17 protein-coding genes are annotated in these 17,350 nt (G+C 60.1%); 9 read left to right on the top strand and 8 right to left on the bottom strand.

Features of this window, described 5'->3' with window-relative positions; translation table 11 throughout:
- The first annotated feature begins 33 nt into the window (after window positions 1-33).
- Window positions 34-939 (top strand): EamA family transporter RarD, encoded by a 906-nt coding sequence (rarD, locus tag AC2TAD_RS05590; protein WP_480866446.1) that lies wholly within the window; start codon window positions 34-36, stop codon window positions 937-939.
- Here the strand turns inward: rarD and AC2TAD_RS05585 are convergent.
- Entirely contained in the window at window positions 930-1,634 is a 705-nt protein-coding gene (locus AC2TAD_RS05585) for an SGNH/GDSL hydrolase family protein (RefSeq protein ID WP_480866445.1), read from the bottom strand. The two genes, rarD and AC2TAD_RS05585, sit on opposite strands and share 10 nt — an antisense overlap.
- Window position 1,635: 1 nt before the next feature.
- Window positions 1,636-2,046 (bottom strand): nuclear transport factor 2 family protein, encoded by a 411-nt coding sequence (locus AC2TAD_RS05580; protein ID WP_480866443.1) that lies wholly within the window; start codon window positions 2,044-2,046, stop codon window positions 1,636-1,638.
- Between the two features lie 95 nt (window positions 2,047-2,141).
- On the opposite strand from AC2TAD_RS05580, the gene AC2TAD_RS05575 reads away from it, so the two are divergent.
- The 5 genes from AC2TAD_RS05575 (at window position 2,142) to AC2TAD_RS05555 (ending at window position 6,058) form a co-directional block, all read left to right on the top strand.
- Complete coding sequence (locus tag AC2TAD_RS05575) at window positions 2,142-2,789, top strand: RluA family pseudouridine synthase (RefSeq protein ID WP_480866441.1); 648 nt, start codon at window positions 2,142-2,144, stop codon at window positions 2,787-2,789.
- Window positions 2,790-3,074: 285 nt separating this feature from the next.
- Window positions 3,075-3,767 (top strand): helix-turn-helix transcriptional regulator, encoded by a 693-nt coding sequence (locus tag AC2TAD_RS05570; protein ID WP_480866439.1) that lies wholly within the window; start codon window positions 3,075-3,077, stop codon window positions 3,765-3,767.
- Window positions 3,768-3,884: 117 nt separating this feature from the next.
- On the top strand, window positions 3,885-4,547 hold the full coding sequence (locus AC2TAD_RS05565; RefSeq protein WP_480866437.1) for a YiaD family glycine zipper/OmpA-like lipoprotein: 663 nt from the start codon (window positions 3,885-3,887) through the stop codon (window positions 4,545-4,547).
- 122 nt (window positions 4,548-4,669) lie between these two features.
- The gene (locus AC2TAD_RS05560; protein WP_480866436.1) at window positions 4,670-5,212 is read left to right on the top strand and encodes an NADPH-dependent FMN reductase; all 543 of its coding nucleotides are present in this window, start codon (window positions 4,670-4,672) and stop codon (window positions 5,210-5,212) included.
- Between the two features lie 48 nt (window positions 5,213-5,260).
- Window positions 5,261-6,058, top strand: coding sequence for an HTD2 family dehydratase (locus tag AC2TAD_RS05555; protein ID WP_480866434.1), 798 nt, complete (start codon window positions 5,261-5,263; stop codon window positions 6,056-6,058).
- Here AC2TAD_RS05555 and AC2TAD_RS05550 read toward each other — a convergent pair.
- The gene (locus tag AC2TAD_RS05550; RefSeq protein ID WP_480866433.1) at window positions 6,050-7,084 is read right to left on the bottom strand and encodes an NAD(P)/FAD-dependent oxidoreductase; all 1,035 of its coding nucleotides are present in this window, start codon (window positions 7,082-7,084) and stop codon (window positions 6,050-6,052) included. The two genes, AC2TAD_RS05555 and AC2TAD_RS05550, sit on opposite strands and share 9 nt — an antisense overlap.
- A gap of 55 nt (window positions 7,085-7,139) precedes the next feature.
- Between AC2TAD_RS05550 and mnmC2 the strand changes: the two genes are divergently transcribed.
- Together mnmC2 and AC2TAD_RS05540 are read left to right on the top strand one after the other, a co-directional pair.
- Window positions 7,140-7,805, top strand: coding sequence for a tRNA (5-methylaminomethyl-2-thiouridine)(34)-methyltransferase MnmC2 (gene mnmC2, locus AC2TAD_RS05545; RefSeq protein WP_480866431.1), 666 nt, complete (start codon window positions 7,140-7,142; stop codon window positions 7,803-7,805).
- Window positions 7,802-8,671: a DMT family transporter gene (locus tag AC2TAD_RS05540; RefSeq protein WP_480866429.1), complete on the top strand. Its 870-nt coding sequence runs from the start codon at window positions 7,802-7,804 to the stop codon at window positions 8,669-8,671. The genes mnmC2 and AC2TAD_RS05540 overlap by 4 nt, the downstream gene beginning before the upstream one ends.
- Here the strand turns inward: AC2TAD_RS05540 and AC2TAD_RS05535 are convergent.
- A complete protein-coding gene (locus AC2TAD_RS05535; protein WP_480866427.1) occupies window positions 8,645-10,609 on the bottom strand; it encodes a lytic transglycosylase domain-containing protein in 1,965 nt (654 codons plus the stop codon). The genes AC2TAD_RS05540 and AC2TAD_RS05535 overlap by 27 nt on opposite strands.
- A gap of 134 nt (window positions 10,610-10,743) precedes the next feature.
- Here AC2TAD_RS05535 and dapA point away from each other — a divergent pair, with 134 nt between their 5' ends.
- Window positions 10,744-11,616, top strand: a complete 873-nt coding sequence (gene dapA, locus AC2TAD_RS05530) for a 4-hydroxy-tetrahydrodipicolinate synthase (protein WP_480866425.1) — start codon at window positions 10,744-10,746, stop codon at window positions 11,614-11,616.
- A gap of 95 nt (window positions 11,617-11,711) precedes the next feature.
- Here the strand turns inward: dapA and AC2TAD_RS05525 are convergent, their stop codons facing one another.
- The 4 genes from AC2TAD_RS05525 to pta all read right to left on the bottom strand — a co-directional run bounded on the left by AC2TAD_RS05525 (window position 11,712) and on the right by pta (window position 17,347).
- Window positions 11,712-12,584: a dimethyl sulfoxide reductase anchor subunit family protein gene (locus tag AC2TAD_RS05525; RefSeq protein WP_170754507.1), complete on the bottom strand. Its 873-nt coding sequence runs from the start codon at window positions 12,582-12,584 to the stop codon at window positions 11,712-11,714.
- Window positions 12,584-13,333: a 4Fe-4S dicluster domain-containing protein gene (locus AC2TAD_RS05520; RefSeq protein WP_170355347.1), complete on the bottom strand. Its 750-nt coding sequence runs from the start codon at window positions 13,331-13,333 to the stop codon at window positions 12,584-12,586. Before AC2TAD_RS05520 ends, AC2TAD_RS05525 begins: the two co-directional genes overlap by 1 nt.
- 97 nt (window positions 13,334-13,430) lie before the next feature.
- Window positions 13,431-16,277, bottom strand: coding sequence for a molybdopterin oxidoreductase family protein (locus AC2TAD_RS05515; RefSeq protein WP_480866423.1), 2,847 nt, complete (start codon window positions 16,275-16,277; stop codon window positions 13,431-13,433).
- 56 nt (window positions 16,278-16,333) lie between these two features.
- On the bottom strand, window positions 16,334-17,347 hold the full coding sequence (pta, locus tag AC2TAD_RS05510) for a phosphate acetyltransferase (protein ID WP_480866422.1): 1,014 nt from the start codon (window positions 17,345-17,347) through the stop codon (window positions 16,334-16,336).
- Between the last annotated feature and the right edge of the window lie 3 nt (window positions 17,348-17,350).

Below are 17,350 nucleotides of genomic sequence, written 5' to 3'. Positions count from 1 at the left end.
CGTAGAGAGTCCGATATCAATCGGAGACCCGCCGTGGCAAACACACCCATCCCACAGAATGCCGCAGACACGCCCAAGGGGTTGGTATTGGCTGTCACAGCCTATGTTTTGTGGGGATTCTTGCCGCTCTATGTGAAAGCCATGGCGCATGTCGGGCCGATCGAGATTGTCTCGCACCGTATTATCTGGTCAGTGCCGGTGGCGGGGTTGCTGCTGGTCGCTTTGGGGCGGACGCAGGATTTGAAGGCGGCGCTGGTGAACCCGAAGATGCTGGTTATGGCGTGTTTGACTGCGGCGCTGATCTCGGTGAATTGGGCCATTTATGTGTGGGCTATTGCCAATGACCGGGCATTGGATGCGGCGCTGGGGTACTACATCAACCCGCTGTTCAGCATCGCCTTGGGCGCGGTGTTGTTGCGAGAGCCTTTGACCAAGACACAATTGGCGGCGGTGGCGATTGCGGCGCTGGGGGTGCTGGTGCTGGTCGTCGAAGCAGGCAGCTTGCCGTGGCCTGCGTTGGGTCTGATGGTCAGCTGGGGGTTTTATGCGTTTTTCAAACGGTCTTTGCCCATCGGGCCCAATCAGGGTTTTTTGCTTGAGGTGCTGATCCTGCTGATTCCAGCCCTGATGTATGTCACCTTGCTTGGCGTGAAGGGCACAGGGCATTTTGGCATGGGGCTTACGGACACCCTGCTGCTGGCCTGTGCTGGGATCGTGACGGCTGTGCCATTGTTGGTCTATGCAAACGGGGCCAAACTGGTGCGGTTGTCGACGATGGGCATCCTGCAATACATCGCGCCCACCATGATCTTCATCACCGCCATAGCTGTGTTCGGCGAGCAGATTGACCGGGGCCGCATGATCGCTTTCCCGCTGATCTGGACGGCTTTGGTCGTGTATTCGATCCCGCTGATCCGGCAGATACGGGCTCAGGCCTGACGCAATAGGCGCGCGGCCTCTACCGCCCATATGGCATAGGTTTTCGGGCTTGGATGATACCCGTCAGGTGCCGCAAGTGCCGGGTCGTCCGGCAGATCGAGAGTGAGATGTCGTGCCTGAGCGCAACTTTCCACGACATCTTGCAACCCAAGATCCAACCGGGCGGCTTGTTGGCCCAGTACCCAGGCCAGTGGTTGGGGTAACGCGGGGAAGCGGTTCATGTGTGGTACGGCGGTTACAACAACGCGCCGCGCGCCCAGCTTACCCGTCAGCAACGCAAGCAGCCGCGACTGCCGTTCTATGAAAACCCTTTGGGAAACAGCCCGCGTGACGTCGTTGACGCCCAGAGCGGTCACCGCCATGTCGAATTGCCCGTTCAAAGCCTGCAGGCGTTCGATCGTGTCCAGCGTCGTGTGCCCGGTTGTCGCCTCTAACCGCCACTCTACAGCGTAGTGGCGAGACAGCTCTCGGACCAGACACCCCGATAACGCTTGTGATTGAGTGCCTGCGCCGACACCAGCAGCTGAACTGTCCCCGGCAATCAGAAGACGCAATCGGGGACCGCGCCCTTCTCGCCCTTCACGTGGACCTGAGGGTTCGGGCAGGAACCGCGCGTTCCGGCGTACGGAAAGCCCCTGTGCCGCCAGCACGGGCAACAGGGGAACGCGTAAAAGTTGATCAGCGGCGAGAGGCATATCAGCTTAGAGCGTCTTTGAACTTGAGGAACCGCGCGTCGGTCATAACGCGCGACATCATCGCTTCGCGCAAGGCGCCAACGCTTTTGTAAGGGCGCATGACGACCTCGAAATCCTGGATCAGCCCGTCATCGTTTAGCGTGATCAGGTCAACGCCAACCGCATCCAAATCACCGATCTTGCACTGAAACTCCAGCGCCCAATCTTTGCCGCCCCCCATGATCCGGCGATAATGGAAATCAGAAAACACCTGCCCCACATGTCCTAGCACGGCCGCCACGGGTTCGCGCCCGGTCCATGTGCTGAAATAGGTGGGGGGCGAAAAACGCACGTCCTCGGCCAGCAACTCAAGGATCAGGGTTTCATCGCCCTTTGCGACGACCTCTTGCATACGCTCGATTGTTGGGTGCATTTGTTCTCCTCCGCTTTGGAACAGACTTGCCGAACCGCTCCGGGCAGGCAAGGACGACGTTGCGGGAGGGGGCGCGGTAAGATAGGCAGACGCGCATGAACGACGCCTATAATCCCCCTCAGACCCCACTGGATGTGCTGCACGAAGATGTGCAATTGATTGTGGTCAATAAACCATCGGGTCTGTTGTCAGTGCCAGGACGCGGAGAGCATCTGACCGACTGCTTGCTGACCCGTGTGCAAGCGGTGTTCCCTCAGGCGCTGCTGGTGCATCGGTTGGATCGGGATACATCGGGCGTGATGGTGTTTGCGCAGACGTCGCATGCGCAGCGTCATCTGAGTTTGCAGTTCGAAAAGCGCCAGACCCGCAAGACTTATATCGCCCGCGTTTGGGGGAAGGTTGAGGACAAGACTGGCACTGTCAATCTGCCATTGATTGTCGACTGGCCCAACCGCCCCCGTCAGATGGTGTGCCACGAGACCGGAAAACCCGCCGTAACCGACTGGCGTGTGGTGAAACATGAGGGTGAGACGACACGTATCCGTCTGTTTCCGAAAACCGGCCGCTCGCATCAGTTGCGCGTACACATGCAATCGCTGGGTCATGCCATTCTGGGCGATCCCTTTTACGCGGGAGGGCCAGCGCGGGACTATCCGCGACTGATGCTGCATTCCGAAGAGCTAAGGTTGAAAAGCCCCGATGGCGGCGCGTCGATGAAGTTCCGCGCCGGGGCGGATTTCTAAGCCGTCCCGGTCCAGAGCAGTTTCAAATTTCCAAGCGAAAACCGCCTAATTCGTCGCCGCGGGGCGCAGGGTTGTCGAGTGGACATGAGTTCGCGTTCGATTTCAAACGCCCGCAGGTTGTGGTCCTGCGACCAACGCCCAAGTTGCAGTGTCATCATGACGTGATTGTCGCGGCTTGGCATGGCGGATCTCCTGTGTTGGTGATCCAATCTGGCGCGTCACTACTGACAACACCTTGTCAGGGGGGTGTGCTAAGGTGTCAGCAGAAAAACTCCGGAGACCGCCATGCGTCGCTCGACCCGTTTGTTTGAAATCATCCAGATCCTGCGCGCCACCGACGCGCCGGTCACAGCCGAGGCGCTGGCCGAAAAGCTCGAAGTTTCGGTGCGTACGGTGTATCGCGACATCGCGGCACTTCAGGCGCAACGCACTCCGATTGAAGGCGAAGCAGGCGTCGGCTACATGATGCGGCGCGGGTATGACCTGCCGCCCCTGAATTTCGACGCCGAAGAAGTTGAGGCGCTGTGGGTTGGCCTGTCAATGTTGGCTCGCACCGGAGACAGTACGTTGCAACAGGCTGCCGACCGGGTGTGCCGCAAGATCGAGGCCCTGCGCGCGCCTGCGGACTGGTTGCAGGTGGCGCCGTGGGGCGCACCGATCGACGATCCCGACAAGGGCTGTATCCCCGTTGTGAACTACCGAGAGGCCATCCGCGCCGAGCGCAAGATTCGCATCACCTACATCAATGCCCAAGAGGAAAAAACCGAACGTGTCGTGCGGCCTGTCGCTCTGATTTATCACATAGAATGCACCATGCTGGTCGCTTGGTGCGAGCTTCGTAGCGGGTTTCGCCACTTCCGCACGGATCGAATCTGGGCCTGCGAACTGATAGATGACCATTTTTGCGGTCAGGGAGAGCCGTTGCGCGCCATCTGGCAGGAACAAAACCAATGGGAGACTGGACCAAAAGCCCATTAGATGGCGGGTAACTGCCCATATCACCGCATTGTTGCTTGAGCCCGCCTGCACTAGGCACGATATACTGCCTCAAACAACATGGACCTAAAAAAGAGGTCCAGAGCAGAAGGTGAATTCATGACGATTTCCAAGTTTTTTGTAACCGCCGGGCTGTGCTCGGCCATGTTTCTGGGTGCTTGTACGGACCCCGGTACCCTGAACCTTCCGGCCGATCCGAACCAGAACGCCAAGCAAGGTGCAATTCTGGGCAGTATTGTTGGCGCGGGCGTTGGGGCGATTGCCAACGACTCGGACCCGCTTCTGGGTGCCGTGGCCGGTGCCGCAATCGGCGCAGCAGGCGGTGGAATCATAGGCAATCAGCTGGACCAGCAAGCGGCAGAGCTGCGGCAGCAACTGGCCAATGACGGCATTACTATTGTGAACGCAGGCAACCGCCTGATCGTGACCGTGCCCAACGACATTACTTTCAACACCGACAGCGCGACCGTGCGTCCGGCGTTGCGGGCCGATCTGGTTAAGGTGGGTCAGAACCTGACGCGCTATCCCAATTCGAACGTGCAGGTTATCGGCCACACCGACAGCGATGGCGAGGCCTCGTATAATCAGGGCCTGTCCGAACGTCGCGCGCGTTCGGTCGCGGATATTCTGCAAGCGAATGGCGTGAATGGCGCGCGGATCTCGACCATTGGTCTGGGCGAAAGTCGTCCTGATGCATCGAACCTGACAGCTGCGGGCAAGGCGCAGAACCGTCGGGTCGATATCGAGATCATCCCCAACTGATCACATTGACCGAGCAGGGCGCCTTTTGGCGCCCTTTTGCGCACATTGACTGCGCGTCAGGTGGGCTTTGGTCCACGGCAAAGCCGCGCTAGGTATTGGGGAACACGCAACGGAGTTTCCCAATGGCCGAACCGATCCTTCTGAGCCTTTCCGGCTCACTTCGCGAAAGCGCGACCAACCGTAAACTGCTGCGCGAGGCCGCCCGGCTGTTCGAACCCGCCACCCATATCGAGGCAGACCTGAATCTGCCGCTTTACGACGGCGATCTGGAAGAAGGCGAGGGTATTCCCGCCGCCGTTCAGGTGCTGGCGGATCAGATCGCGCAGGCCGATGCGGTGATCATCTCGACCCCGGAATACAACAAGGGGCCGTCTGGCGTACTGAAAAACGCTCTGGATTGGGTCAGCCGAACCAAGGGTCGTCCCTGGGCTGACAAGCCTGTCGCTGTTATGTCTGCGGCTGCCGGACGGGCCGGTGGGGAGCGCGCGCAAATGGTTTTGCGCGGCTATATGGTTCCGTTCCAGCCGCGCATCCTGCAGGGCCCGGAAATCCATTTGGCTGACAGTTCGAACGAATTCGACGAACATGGCAAGCTGGTCAGCGAGCGCTATGAAAGTGCCCTGCGGACCCTGATGCAGAAATTGCGGGCGGAAGCGGGTCTTTGAAAGCCCTGATGGCTTGTTCTGCACAGGCGCGCTGCTTAGGTTTTTCTTATGACCGAGGATATCCTGACTGACACCCTGGACCCGGCGCGTGCCGCCGCATTGCAGGCAACGCTGGGTCAAAAGCCAAGTGTAGCAGCCGGGTCCGAGTTGCCACCATTTTTTCATCACCTGTATTTCTGGTCTCCACAGACCCCAGATCAGCTGGGGCGCGACGGGCACCCAAAAGTCGGCGGGCTGATCCCCGACATAGGCCTGCCGCGCCGTATGTGGGCCGGGGGACGGTTGGAGTTTCATACGCCGCTAACAGCAGGAGCGCAGGCCGAGAAGCGGACGGTTTGCGAAAGCTCCGAGGTTAAGGCTGGACGCAGCGGCCCGCTTGGGTTTGTCACTCTGCGTCACGAATTCCACCAGAACGGAGCGCTTTGCCTAACGGAATGGCAGGATTTGGTTTACCGCGAAGACCCCTCGGCGAATGTTGTCCGGCCTGTCGCACCTCAAGCACGCGTGAAGGAAACGCATCGGCGGGAGGTCGATTTCGATTCGACAGTGCTGTTTCGCTATTCGGCGCTGACGTTCAACGGGCACCGAATACACTATGATCTGGATTATGCCCGCGAAGTCGAAGGCTATGATGGGCTGGTCGTTCACGGCCCCCTGCTGGCGCAGCTGTTGATGTTGTTCGCGCAGGATCAGATCGGCCCGTTGGCGCAGTTTTCTTTCCGGGCCTCTTCGCCTTTGATGCATTTCGAGCAGGCGGTTTTGTGTCGGAACGGCTCGGATATGTGGGTGCGTGGCCCGGACGGACGCCAATGTATGAGCGCGCAGGCCGTGCCCCGTTCAGAGTGAGGCTTCGGGCCTGAAATCATTGGGGATGGTATCGCGTTCTTCCAACACCAGATCGGCCATCACCTCAGCGACTTTCGGGGCCATGCCAAAGCCGATCTTGAACCCCCCATTGGCAATGAACTGTCCCTGATGCAAAGGATGTGCCCCCAGCATCGGTGCACGACTTTTGCTGCGAGGGCGGACGCCGGCCCATCGTTCGATCACTTCAGCCCCATGCAGCACCGGCACCGCCCGCATGGCGCGTTCCAACACGTCGTCCAGCGCAGCGTCCGTACTGGTTGGATCGTCATACTCTCGTTCCGAAGTTGAACCGATCGCCAGCGTTCCGTCCGCATGAGGAACGAAATGAATGGCGTCTGCAAAAAGTTGTGGAACACTACCCGCATCAAATCGCAGCAGGGCGGCCTGTCCCTTGACGCCGTTGCCGACTGTCTTGCCGAAAGCGTCGCTCAGTGCTTGCAGCCCGGCCAACCCGGTGGCGTGAATAACCTGACCTTTGTCAGGCGCTTCCGCCTGAACGTGCACGTCCATCACCTCTAACGCCGCGACCAGCGCGGCACAGGCCCGTCTGGGGTGCATCCGCGCGCTGAGCGTGTCGTGAATGACGAAATCGGTGGGGCTGGGCGGGCACCAAGCACCGATCTCCGAGGTTTTGACCACGCGCCATTCGGCATGGCCTTGCCACAAGTCTTGTGCCGTCCCTGCTCTCGCGTAGGCAAGGTCCAAGCTGCGTTGATCGGCAATGGGTTGCAGGCGACCTGACCGGGCATAGCCGGGCGACACGCCTCCTGTCGCCTCGACCTGTTTCCAGAACGGTTCGGCCATGATCAGGCTGTCGAATTGAAAGGCTTTCTTGGCGTTCCAGTTCTCGGGCACATGCGGGGCCAGTGCACCCACTAGCCCGCCGCTAGAGCCCGCGCCGGGGCCGAACGGGTCGACCACCTGCACCTTGGCGCCGCGCCGGGCGCAGGTCCAAGCGATGGACAGGCCAAAGATACCTGCACCCCGCACTGTCACATCGACCATTGCCAAACCTCATTTCCTTGTTCAGTGTCGCGCCGCTTAGCTACAGGATTCCCCGATGGCAGACCAGCGTGCCGAACTGACATGGCGGGACGGGCAGATCCCCGTCTCGGACCGTTTCGATGACCCCTATTTCTCGCTCCAGAATGGGCTGGAGGAAACGCGGCATGTTTTTCTGGCGGGCAATGATCTGCCTGCACGGTTTGCGCCGGGATTTCGCATTGCCGAGCTAGGTTTTGGCACCGGTCTGAACATGCTGACGGCTTGGTCTGCTTGGGAAAAATCGGGCCAGTCGACTCCGCTGACCTTCACCAGTTTCGAGGCCTACCCAATGGTCCGCGATGACATGTCCCGTGCCTTGGCCGCCTTTCCTGAATTGGCCCAATGGGCCGAACGGTTTCTGGCTACATGGCGGGGAGGCATTTGCGATTTGGGTACTCTGCACCTTGAGGTCATCGAAGGCGATGCCCGGCAAGCCCTGCCTGCGTGGCAGGGCCTTGCGGATGCATGGTTTCTGGACGGGTTTTCCCCCGCCAAGAACCCCGAACTTTGGGGTGCTGACCTGATGCAACAGGTATTTGACCATACCGCCCTAGGGGGCACTGCGGCCACTTATACTGCCGCAGGGTTTGTGCGTCGCGGGCTGGAGGATGCGGGCTTTGCCGTCACCCGCGCGCCGGGTTTCGGCCGCAAACGCCATATGACCCGCGCTGCCAAATCATGAGTCAGCAAAACAACACCCGCGCGGGCATCGCGCTGATGATTTCGGCCACAGTTGTGTTTGCCTTGCAGGACGGAATCTCGCGCCATTTGGCAGGGACATATAACACCTACATGGTCGTCATGATCCGCTATTGGTTCTTCGCGGCGTTTGTCATCGCACTGGCCCTGCGCACACCCGGAGGGATCGCGGCCACTGCAAGAACCAGTCAGTTAGGGCTGCAAATCCTGCGCGGTGTTCTGTTAGCCGGAGAGGTCTGCGTCGCGGTTTATGCGTTTACCATCCTTGGGTTGATCGAAAGCCAGGCGGTTTTCATTTGTTATCCCCTGCTGATTGCGGCACTCAGCGGGCCGGTACTGGGCGAACAGGTTGGATGGCGGCGTTGGTCGGCAATTGGAGTGGGGTGCGTCGGGGTTCTGATTATCCTGCAGCCGGGCATGGGCGTGTTCAATCCGTGGGCGGTGATCCCACTGATCTCGGCTCTGATGTTCGCCGTCTATGGTTTGCTGACCCGATACGCAGCACGACGTGACAGCACCGCGACCAGCTTCTTCTGGACCGGTATTGCCGGGGCCGTTGCCATGACTGTGATTGGCCTGTGGTTTTGGGAGCCGATGGTCGGCGGCGACTGGCTTTGGATGGGTCTTTTGTGTCTCAGCGGCGTTCTGGGTCACTGGCTTCTGATCAAGTGCTATGAGATGGCCGAGGCCAGTGCCGTGCAGCCCTTTGCCTATTTCCACCTGATGTGGAGCGCAATCCTTGGCATCTCAGTCTTCGGAGAATCGCTGCGGCCCGCAGTTGTGGTCGGGGCCGCGCTGGTGATTGCGGCGGGGCTGTTCACCCTATGGCGCGAACGCCGCCAGAGTTGACCCCGTGAGTTCTTGCGAAAACGGGACAGGCAAGGCGGGCCGCCCAAGCCGTGCGCGGTAAACCGGCAGGCTTTCGGCGACGCGCATCACATAGTTCCGGGTCTCGCTGAACGGGATAGTCTCAATCCAGTCGACCATGTCGATCTCACCCGCGCGCGGGTCGCCGTACCGATCCATCCACGAGATCGGCCTGCGTGGTCCAGCGTTATAGCCTGCGGCCATCATCACCACGTTGCCGTTGAAATCGTCGGCCAGACTGGACAGGTAGTTCGCTCCCAGCTTGGCATTGTATTGCCAGTCCGATGTCAGGCTCGAGGTCTTGTGCCCGCTGAGAATCCCCATGTTCTTGGCGACCAGCTGAGCGGTTGCGGGCATCACCTGCATCAATCCACGTGCGCCTGCACCGCTGATGACGACCGGATCAAACTCACTTTCTCGGCGGGCGATGGCCAGCGTCATTTCCTTCGCCATTGGCAGGCCAAGATCGGCAACCGGATGCACCGGATAGTACGCAGCGGGCAGCACGACACCGGTTTTGGCTGCCCGCTTTGCAATCATCACTGCCAGATGTGGCTGTTTCAGCTCGATCGCCAGATCACCCAATTGGTTGGCCTGCGTGTCGTCCAGATCTTCGACCAAGTGGGTCAGGAAACGTTCTGATAGGTTGTCCTCGCCCGCACGCAGTAGCAGTAGACCCGCTTCCAGCACGCTGGAATCGGCAAATCCTGCCTGTTTCCAATGCGGGGCTCGGCGTGGGCTGGCCAATTCACTGTCAAAGGGTCGACCGATCCGTTCCGCCGCCAGCAAGCCATAGAATGAGGTCTGGTAGTCAGCCCCCATCGCATAAGCTTCATACGCCTTGTCCGCATCCCCCTGGGCCGCGTAGGCCCGCCCCAGCCAATAGCCGCCGCGCCCCTTCGAAATAGGAGACGCAACTGCATCCGAGAAGTTCTGGAAATGGCGCACCGCCGTGCCAGGGTCGTTCAGTTTCCGCAGCGCCAGAAATCCGGCCAGCCATTCCAGATCGGCATAGCCATAGCCCATCTCAGGCGTCATATGGTGGTTCGCTGCAATCTTGTAGGCTTTTGAGGCGCTACCATTGCGCATTTCAAGCCGCGCCAGACGGCGACGGCCTTCGGCCCATTTGTCGGGTTCCCCCAACGCATCCGGCCCAGTGGAACGCGCCAGCATCAGGTCAATTGCACTGTCGTCCAGCTCTTTCTTGTCGCGCCAGACAAAGCGGTCAAAGGCCAGCCCCGGCGCGTCCGCCAGTGATTTCGGAACCGCAGCGACCTTGCCATCGACACCCGGTTGCCGCTTTTGCAATGCAATTCGCGCCTCGGCTAGTTTACGCTGATCGGTACTGACCAAAGGCAACATCTGGCCAGCGCTAACCAGATGACCGTCCCACAGCATCCGGTCCAGCCGCGCCGCGTGATGAGGTTTCAGTAACGATCCAAAGTTCTCAAGATAGTTCTTTTGCAGTCCGGACCCCATCGGCATGGTCCGCCAGGCGGCCACGATATCAGCCTCGGCATCCCCCGACCGCCCCTTGGCCTTCAGCGCCACAGCATAATTCAATGCACCCTCGGCGGTCTGAGGTGGAACGTCTGTATAGAATTTCACGACGCGATCCGGATCAGCTCCGGTAAAGGCTGGCTCGCTTTTGCGTCGCAGCCATGCGAGGCCGGGCCAATCGGGGCGTCGGTCCAGAAAAACCAACACATCGCCTGAAGTCCCGAAGCCTTCGCGCAACCAGTGCCATACGATAATGTCGCGCGATACCGACCCTCGGGCACCAGATTCGCGCAGGGCGGCGTTCCAATCGCCTTTGCGCATCTCGTAAAGACCCGCGCGCAGGTCGCCCACCGCGTCGGCCCTTGCCTGCCCGAATGAAACCAGAATCACAGCCGTCAAAAGCGCCAGAACGCGTGTCATGCCTTGCATTTCCCAACCAACCAAGGATAGAGCAATTCAGGATAAAGCTTGCATCGTCGGGATCAACACACATCGCAAAGATTGTGATGACCCGCGAGGCAAAAAAACACTAACCGCACACCAAGGAGCGTGTCATGTTCAAAGGCTCAATGCCAGCCCTCGTCACTCCGTTCACTAACGGCGCGTTGGACTTGGATACGCTCAAACGTTTGGTCGAGTGGCACATTCAGGAAGGCTCGACCGGATTGGTCCCTGTGGGCACGACGGGCGAAAGCCCCACACTCAGCCACGATGAACACGAAACCGTTGTGGCCGAGGTCGTCAAAGCTGCCGCCGGTCGCGTGCCAGTTATCGCGGGGGCGGGCTCGAACAACACGGTCGAGGCCATCCGCTTTGTGCAATTTGCTCAAACGGTTGGAGCAGATGCGGCTCTTGTCGTGACCCCATACTACAACAAGCCCACGCAAAAAGGGCTGATCGAACACTTCCGCGCGCTGCATGAATGCGCGGATATCCCGATCATCATCTACAACATTCCCGGCCGCTCGGTCATCGACATGTCACCCGAAACCATGGGTGAGTTGGCTAAACTACCGCGCATCGTGGGCGTCAAAGATGCCACAGGCGATATCGCTCGGGTCAGCCAGCAACGCGCGTCCTGCGGCTCGGAATTCTGCCAGCTATCGGGCGAGGACGCCACTGCGCTGGGTTTCAACGCCCATGGCGGCGTCGGCTGTATCTCGGTCACTGCAAACGTGGCACCCAAGCTCTGCGCCGAATTCCAGCAGGCCACTCTGAACGGCGATTATACCAAGGCGCTTGCGTATCAGGACCGCCTGATGCCCCTGCACGAAGCCATCTTCATCGAGCCCGGCCTTGTGGGCGCCAAATACGCGCTTAGCAAACTGGGCCTGTGCAGCCCCGAAGTGCGCTCGCCGCTGACCGAACTGGAAGACAGTACCAAAGCCGCGATCGAAGCTGCCATGAAACACGCAGGCCTGTTGTAAAACCGCGCTTCCATCCGGATCCGTTCTTCATCTGGCTACAAATATCTCAGGGGAGGAATTGGCCTTAAAGGCCAAGGAGGAGCTGGCCCCCTCCATCAGCGTTTGCCGTAATACAGCCCCACGACATGTTCCGCCTGCGCGAAGAACAGCCAACGTGACGTGGCAACACCTGCGATATGGGACAAGACCGCGACGGCGGCAAAGGCATGGCTGAACGGCAGCAGCAGGAACAACACCGGTGCCATGAATGCCAGCACAAAGGAAATGATACGAAGTTTCTCAGCATGTTTGCGGCCAACCACATGCACGAACTCTCGCAGCAGATAGTTCGTACCGGTGTGCGGCGGTTCAAACGCTCTGACGTCACCACGTGATCCTAAACCCGTGGCTGTTCCGATATCGGTGCCGGAGCGGGCCAAGGCAGTATCCCCACGCCACCAATACAGCGCTTGAATTGTAGCGGCGACCACAAGAAGTATGATGGAAACTGTGGTTTGTCCGGCCAGCAACGCGCCACCCGCCAAGCTGAAGCTCAAAAACATCGCCGGTGTCAGCGCCATGTTCCAGCGCGGGATTGTCTTAAGTTGGGTGTAAATCATCGAGGTCGTGAAAACCGTGGCCAATGAGAAAGCCGCGCCCAATAGACCTAAAGCACTCCAGCGTTGACCTGCGAAAACAACCCCAAGCGCATAAAGCCCCATCACGATCAAAGCGATCACGGCACACCAGCCTTCACGGCTGAGCCAGCTTGACCGCCACTGTGTAAACGCCTTCCACGCGCGTTCGGGGTGGCCAAGGTGAAAAGTCGAGGCCATCAAACCGCCAACCGACAACGCATAGGCGATCAAAAAGAAAACAAATGCCACCCAGCCCGAGACGTCAGGTACTCCCAGACCCAAAAAGAACAGAAGACCGAAGCCCAAGCCTGAGAGGGTGGTAAAGATGATGACAGAAGGGGCCGGATGCATCAGAGCTTCTCCAGTGCTTTATCGAGCCAGCCAAGGAACCCTTTCGGCTCTTCGGCTACAGGGGCCAGAAGGGGGGCGAGAATGTCGATTTGCTCCTCAATCTGATCCTTGGGGCGTGGAGGCAGGTATTTGTTAACAGGTTTGGTGCCCATCTCAGGCATCAGATCCATGCCTTCACGTTCGGCTACCAGTTTGCTGACATCGCTATTGGGGTCGCCAAGGTCTCCGAAATGGCGGGCACCGGCGGGGCAGGTCCGAACGCAGGACGGCACGCGATCCACCTCGGGGAGGTTCTCATTATAGATGCGGTCGACGCAGAGTGTGCATTTCTTCATCACGCCTTCGGCCGCATCCAGTTCCCGCGCGCCATAGGGGCAGGACCATGCGCACAACCCGCAACCGATGCAGTCGCTTTCATTGACCAGAACGATCCCGTCCTCGACCCGTTTATAGCTGGCCCCGGTGGGGCAGACGGTGACGCAGGGGGCGTCCTCGCAATGCAGGCAGGACTTAGGGAAGTGGATGAGTTGGGCATGACCGTCGGCGGGTTGCACCTCGTAGGAATGTACCCGGTTGAGGAATGTGCCTGAGGGGTCGGCCCCATAGGCGTCCTGATCCGACAATGGTGCGCCGTAGTTTTCAGTGTTCCAGCCTTTGCATGAGATCACGCAGGCATGGCAACCGACGCAGGTGTCGAGGTCGATAACCAGACCCATTTTGCGGTCCGTGGATTGGGGAAGCTGGGTCATGATTGCCTTGCCTCTGCGTTGGTGGGGAAGACAGGAGCGAGGGGCCAGCCCCTCGCGCTCCCCGAGGTATTTTGGGCCAGATGAAGAGCGGATAGGGTCATTTGCCCACCTTCCATGCCAGGTCCTTGGGGCCAGTGCCGACGGGGGACTGGATAGGATCGAATTCCGGCTGACTTTGGGCGTCCGAGGGCGGGGCGGCTTTTTCGAGTTTGACCTTGAGGTCGAACCATGCAGCTTGCCCCGTGATCGGGTCTGAATTGGCCCAGCGCATGCCATCAACTTTGGGGGGGAGGAGTTCGTGAATGAGGTGGTTCAGCAAGAAGCCCTTGGTCGCCTCGGGCGCGTCTTCCTGCAAGGCCCAGGCACCTTTCCGTTTGCCGATTGCATTCCACGTCCAGACGGTGTTGTCGTTGAGCGCGGCCATCTCCATCACCGGCACAGTGATCTCACCGTGGGGCGAGGTGACTTTGGCCCAATCGCCGTCTTCCAGCCTGTGTTCACGCATCAGTTTCGTGGGCACGTAGAGCGGGTTGCGACCGTGCAGCTGACGTAGCCATGCGTTTTGGGTGCCCCAGCTGTGATACATCGCCATGGGGCGTTGCGTCAGGGCGTTGACGGTGAATCCTTCGTTACCCTGCTGGTCGGTTTCGTACCAGATGGGCAGCGGGTCCATCGTGTCCTTGAGGCGTTTGCGCAGGTGCTCGGGGGGCTGGCGGTCCCCATGCCCTTCAGCGGCCAGCTGGAATTTGCGCATCGGTTCAGAATAGAGCTGGAAAAGATAGGGTTGCGGGCTGTCATAGAGGCCCATGCTGACGGCCCAGTCCTGATAGGCTGTGTTCCACGGTTTGTAGTAATCTGCGCCTTCGGGGATGTGGGCCACATAGAAGCCGCCATTGTCTATATAGCGGGTCAGCTGGTCTGGATTGACCGCTCCGCGCCCTTCTTTATCGCCATCCTCGCCCCGGAACCCGGCCAGTGGTCCGATGCCGGGCTTGCGTTCGTGGTTGACGATGTAGTCGGCGTAGTCTTTCCATTTGGGCGTGCCGTCTTCGTTTGTGAAGCCCGGGAGGCTCATGCGGTTTGCCAGTTCGATCAGAACCGACTGGAACCCGCGCACATCGCGGTCGGGTTCCACCACGGGCCAGCGGATGGCGTCGGCTGCGGCGTCGGCCTCGCAGATCGGGCGGTCCAGCAGCGAGATACAGTCGTGCCGTTCCAGATAGGTGGTGTCGGGCAAGATCAGGTCGGCATAGGCGACCATTTCCGAGGAATAGGCATCCGAGTAGATGATCTTGGGGATGACATATTTGCCGTCTTCGGTTTTGGCCGACAGCATCTCCATCACGCCCTTGGTGTTCATGGAGGAGTTCCACGACATGTTCGCCATATACATGAACAGCGTGTCGATTTTGTAGGGATCACCGGCAGCGGCGTTTGAGATCACCATATGCATCAGCCCATGGGCCGACATCGGGTTTTCCCACGTGAACGCTTTGTCGATGCGCTGGGCCGTTCCGTTTTCGTCCAGCAGCAGGTCTTCGGGGCCGCGCGGGAAGCCCAGATGCGGGCCTTCCAGTGGGCGACCGGGGCGGCGGTCACCGTGCGGGGTGGGGTGCGCCTCGACCGGTTTGGGGTAGGGCGGCTTGAAGCGGAAGCCTCCGGGGACTTCGACCGTACCCAGAAGAATTTGCAGCACGTGCAGGGCGCGGCAGGTTTGGAAGCCGTTGGCATGGGCCGAAATCCCGCGCATGGCGTGGAAGCTGACAGGGCGGCCGGTCATTTTGGAGTGTTTTTCGCCCCGGAAGTCGGTCCATTCGTGATCCAGCTCGATGGCCTCGTCAAAGGCGACGCGGGCGATCTCGGCCGCGATGGCGCGGATGCGTTGGGCAGGGATGCCGCAACGGTCAGCGACGTTTTCGGGGGCGTGGTCGTCCGACAGGTATTTCTCGGCCATCAGATGAAAGACCGGGCGGTGGATGACGCCGTCTTTGTCATAGGTGGCCGACAGGTCCGGGCGGACACCGGGTTTATCGAAGGCGGTGGCCTCGCCCGTCACGCGGTCGATGACCAGAGGCTTGCCGTCGGCGTCGCGCAGGAACAGGCCCTTATCCGGACCGTCGGCGGCGTTCACCAGAACCGGTGCATTGGTGTAGCGGCTGAGATAGTCGAGGTCGATCTTGCCCGCTTTCATCAGCACATGAATCAGCGACAGGATGAACAGACCGTCGGTGCCGGGCGTGATCCCGACCCAATCGTCGGCCACCGCGTTATAGCCCGAGCGGATCGGGTTCACCCCGATCACCCGCGCGCCGCGTGCCTTGATCTTGCCGATGCCCATCTTGATCGGGTTGCTGTCGTGGTCCTCGGCCACGCCGAACAGCATGAACAGCTTGGTGTGGTCCCAGTCGGGCTGGCCGAACTCCCAGAACGCGCCGCCCATCGTATAGATTCCGCCCGCCGCCATGTTGACCGAGCAGAACCCGCCATGGGCTGCATAGTTGGGCGTGCCGAAATTCTGCGCCCAGAAGCTGGTGAAGCTCTGGCTTTGATCTCGTCCGGTGAAAAAGGCCAGTTTCTGCGGGGCGGTTTCGTGCAGCTCGTTCAGCCAGCCGACGGCGGTGCTGATCGCCTCGTCCCACTCGATCTCGCGGAATTCGCCCGATCCGCGTGGGCCAACTCGGCGCAGCGGTTTGCGCAGGCGTGAGGGCGCGTTGACCTGCATGATCCCGGCGCTGCCTTTTGCGCACAGAACGCCCTTGTTCACAGGGTGGTCGCGGTTGCCTTCAATATAGGCAACCTTGCCGTCCTTCATGTGGACATTGATGCCGCAGCGGCAGGCGCACATGTAGCAGGTGGTCTTGCGGACCTCGTCGGAAACCTTGGGCGAGGTGTCGATCACTGGCTGGCTCAAATGCGCCCCCTTTTCAGCTTGCGACCCGATCATTCCCACGTTTTGAGAAAAATCGGAATAATTTTTTCGTTGTCACGTCTTAGGACGACTTATGTCCCGGCATCATTGTGTTGCGCCTGAACGGCGGTGACGGCGATCATGTGCAGGATGTCTTCGGACGAACAGCCGCGCGACAGGTCGTTTGCGGGTTTCGCCAGCCCCTGTAGTACAGGGCCGATCGCCTCGACGCCGCCGATTCGCTGGGCGATTTTATAGCCGAGGTTCCCAGCATTCAGGCTGGGGAAGACAAAGACATTTGCCTCACCCTTGAGCGGCGACTCTGTGGCCTTGGTGGCGGCGACTTCGGGAACGAAGGCGGCGTCGAATTGCAGCTCTCCGTCGATCAGCAGGGTTGGGTCCTTGGCGCGTGCGATCTGTGTGGCCTCGACGACTTTGGACACTTTGGGATGTTCTGCGCTGCCCGAGGTGGAGAAGGACAGCATCGCTACGCGCGCCGTATCGCCGGTCAGGGTCGTATAGGAATCGGCCGAGGCACGGGCGATTTCCGCCATCTCTTGCGCGTTGGGGTCCACGACCAAACCGCAATCGGCGAAGATGCGGGCGCCTTTGACGTCGTGATGGTCCTGACAAAACAGCATCAGGAAGAAGCTGGACACCATCGCCGCCTCGGGTGCGGTCCCAATGATCTGCAACGCGGCGCGCACAGTGTCCGACGTGGTCTCGACCGCGCCGCCGACCGTGCCGTCGGCGATGTCCTGTTGCACCAGCATGGCAGCATAGGTCAGGCGGTTAGTAATCTGCTGGCGCGCCTCATCCAGCGTCAGGCCCTTGTGCTTGCGCCGCTCATACAGGGCCTGCGCAAGGCCGGGCGTCAGGTCAGAGGTGGCCGGGTCATGAATGTCGATCCAATCCGGGTCATATCCCTCATGTGCGTTGAGAAGGGCCGAAACCTCGGCCCTGTCTCCGATCAGTATGATCCGCGCAACACTCTCTTTCACGGCCTTGACGGCCCCTTCGACAACGCGGGGATCGTCGCCCTCGGACAGGGCGATGATCTTGTCCGACGCGCTTGCTGTCCCGAGAATGGCGCGCAGAGGCTTCACGCG

This window comes from Ruegeria sp. HKCCD7628 (assembly GCF_057221005.1).
The sequence above is the reverse complement of the archived record's forward strand: the minus strand, read 5'-3'. Positions and strand labels throughout refer to the sequence as shown.

What these genes read in the sequence shown, in the direction of transcription:
- AC2TAD_RS05585 (WP_480866445.1), bottom strand. Translation starts at nt 1,634, where the DNA reads ATGCCTCTCGCCGCTGATCAACTTTTACGCGTTCCCCTGTTGCCCGTG.
- AC2TAD_RS05580 (WP_480866443.1), bottom strand. Translation starts at nt 2,046, where the DNA reads ATGCACCCAACAATCGAGCGTATGCAAGAGGTCGTCGCAAAGGGCGAT.
- AC2TAD_RS05575 (WP_480866441.1), top strand. Translation starts at nt 2,142, where the DNA reads ATGAACGACGCCTATAATCCCCCTCAGACCCCACTGGATGTGCTGCAC.
- AC2TAD_RS05570 (WP_480866439.1), top strand. Translation starts at nt 3,075, where the DNA reads ATGCGTCGCTCGACCCGTTTGTTTGAAATCATCCAGATCCTGCGCGCC.
- AC2TAD_RS05565 (WP_480866437.1), top strand. Translation starts at nt 3,885, where the DNA reads ATGACGATTTCCAAGTTTTTTGTAACCGCCGGGCTGTGCTCGGCCATG.
- AC2TAD_RS05560 (WP_480866436.1), top strand. Translation starts at nt 4,670, where the DNA reads ATGGCCGAACCGATCCTTCTGAGCCTTTCCGGCTCACTTCGCGAAAGC.
- AC2TAD_RS05555 (WP_480866434.1), top strand. Translation starts at nt 5,261, where the DNA reads ATGACCGAGGATATCCTGACTGACACCCTGGACCCGGCGCGTGCCGCC.
- AC2TAD_RS05550 (WP_480866433.1), bottom strand. Translation starts at nt 7,084, where the DNA reads ATGGTCGATGTGACAGTGCGGGGTGCAGGTATCTTTGGCCTGTCCATC.
- mnmC2 (WP_480866431.1), top strand. Translation starts at nt 7,140, where the DNA reads ATGGCAGACCAGCGTGCCGAACTGACATGGCGGGACGGGCAGATCCCC.
- AC2TAD_RS05540 (WP_480866429.1), top strand. Translation starts at nt 7,802, where the DNA reads ATGAGTCAGCAAAACAACACCCGCGCGGGCATCGCGCTGATGATTTCG.
- AC2TAD_RS05535 (WP_480866427.1), bottom strand. Translation starts at nt 10,609, where the DNA reads ATGACACGCGTTCTGGCGCTTTTGACGGCTGTGATTCTGGTTTCATTC.
- dapA (WP_480866425.1), top strand. Translation starts at nt 10,744, where the DNA reads ATGTTCAAAGGCTCAATGCCAGCCCTCGTCACTCCGTTCACTAACGGC.
- AC2TAD_RS05525 (WP_170754507.1), bottom strand. Translation starts at nt 12,584, where the DNA reads ATGCATCCGGCCCCTTCTGTCATCATCTTTACCACCCTCTCAGGCTTG.
- AC2TAD_RS05520 (WP_170355347.1), bottom strand. Translation starts at nt 13,333, where the DNA reads ATGACCCAGCTTCCCCAATCCACGGACCGCAAAATGGGTCTGGTTATC.
- AC2TAD_RS05515 (WP_480866423.1), bottom strand. Translation starts at nt 16,277, where the DNA reads ATGATCGGGTCGCAAGCTGAAAAGGGGGCGCATTTGAGCCAGCCAGTG.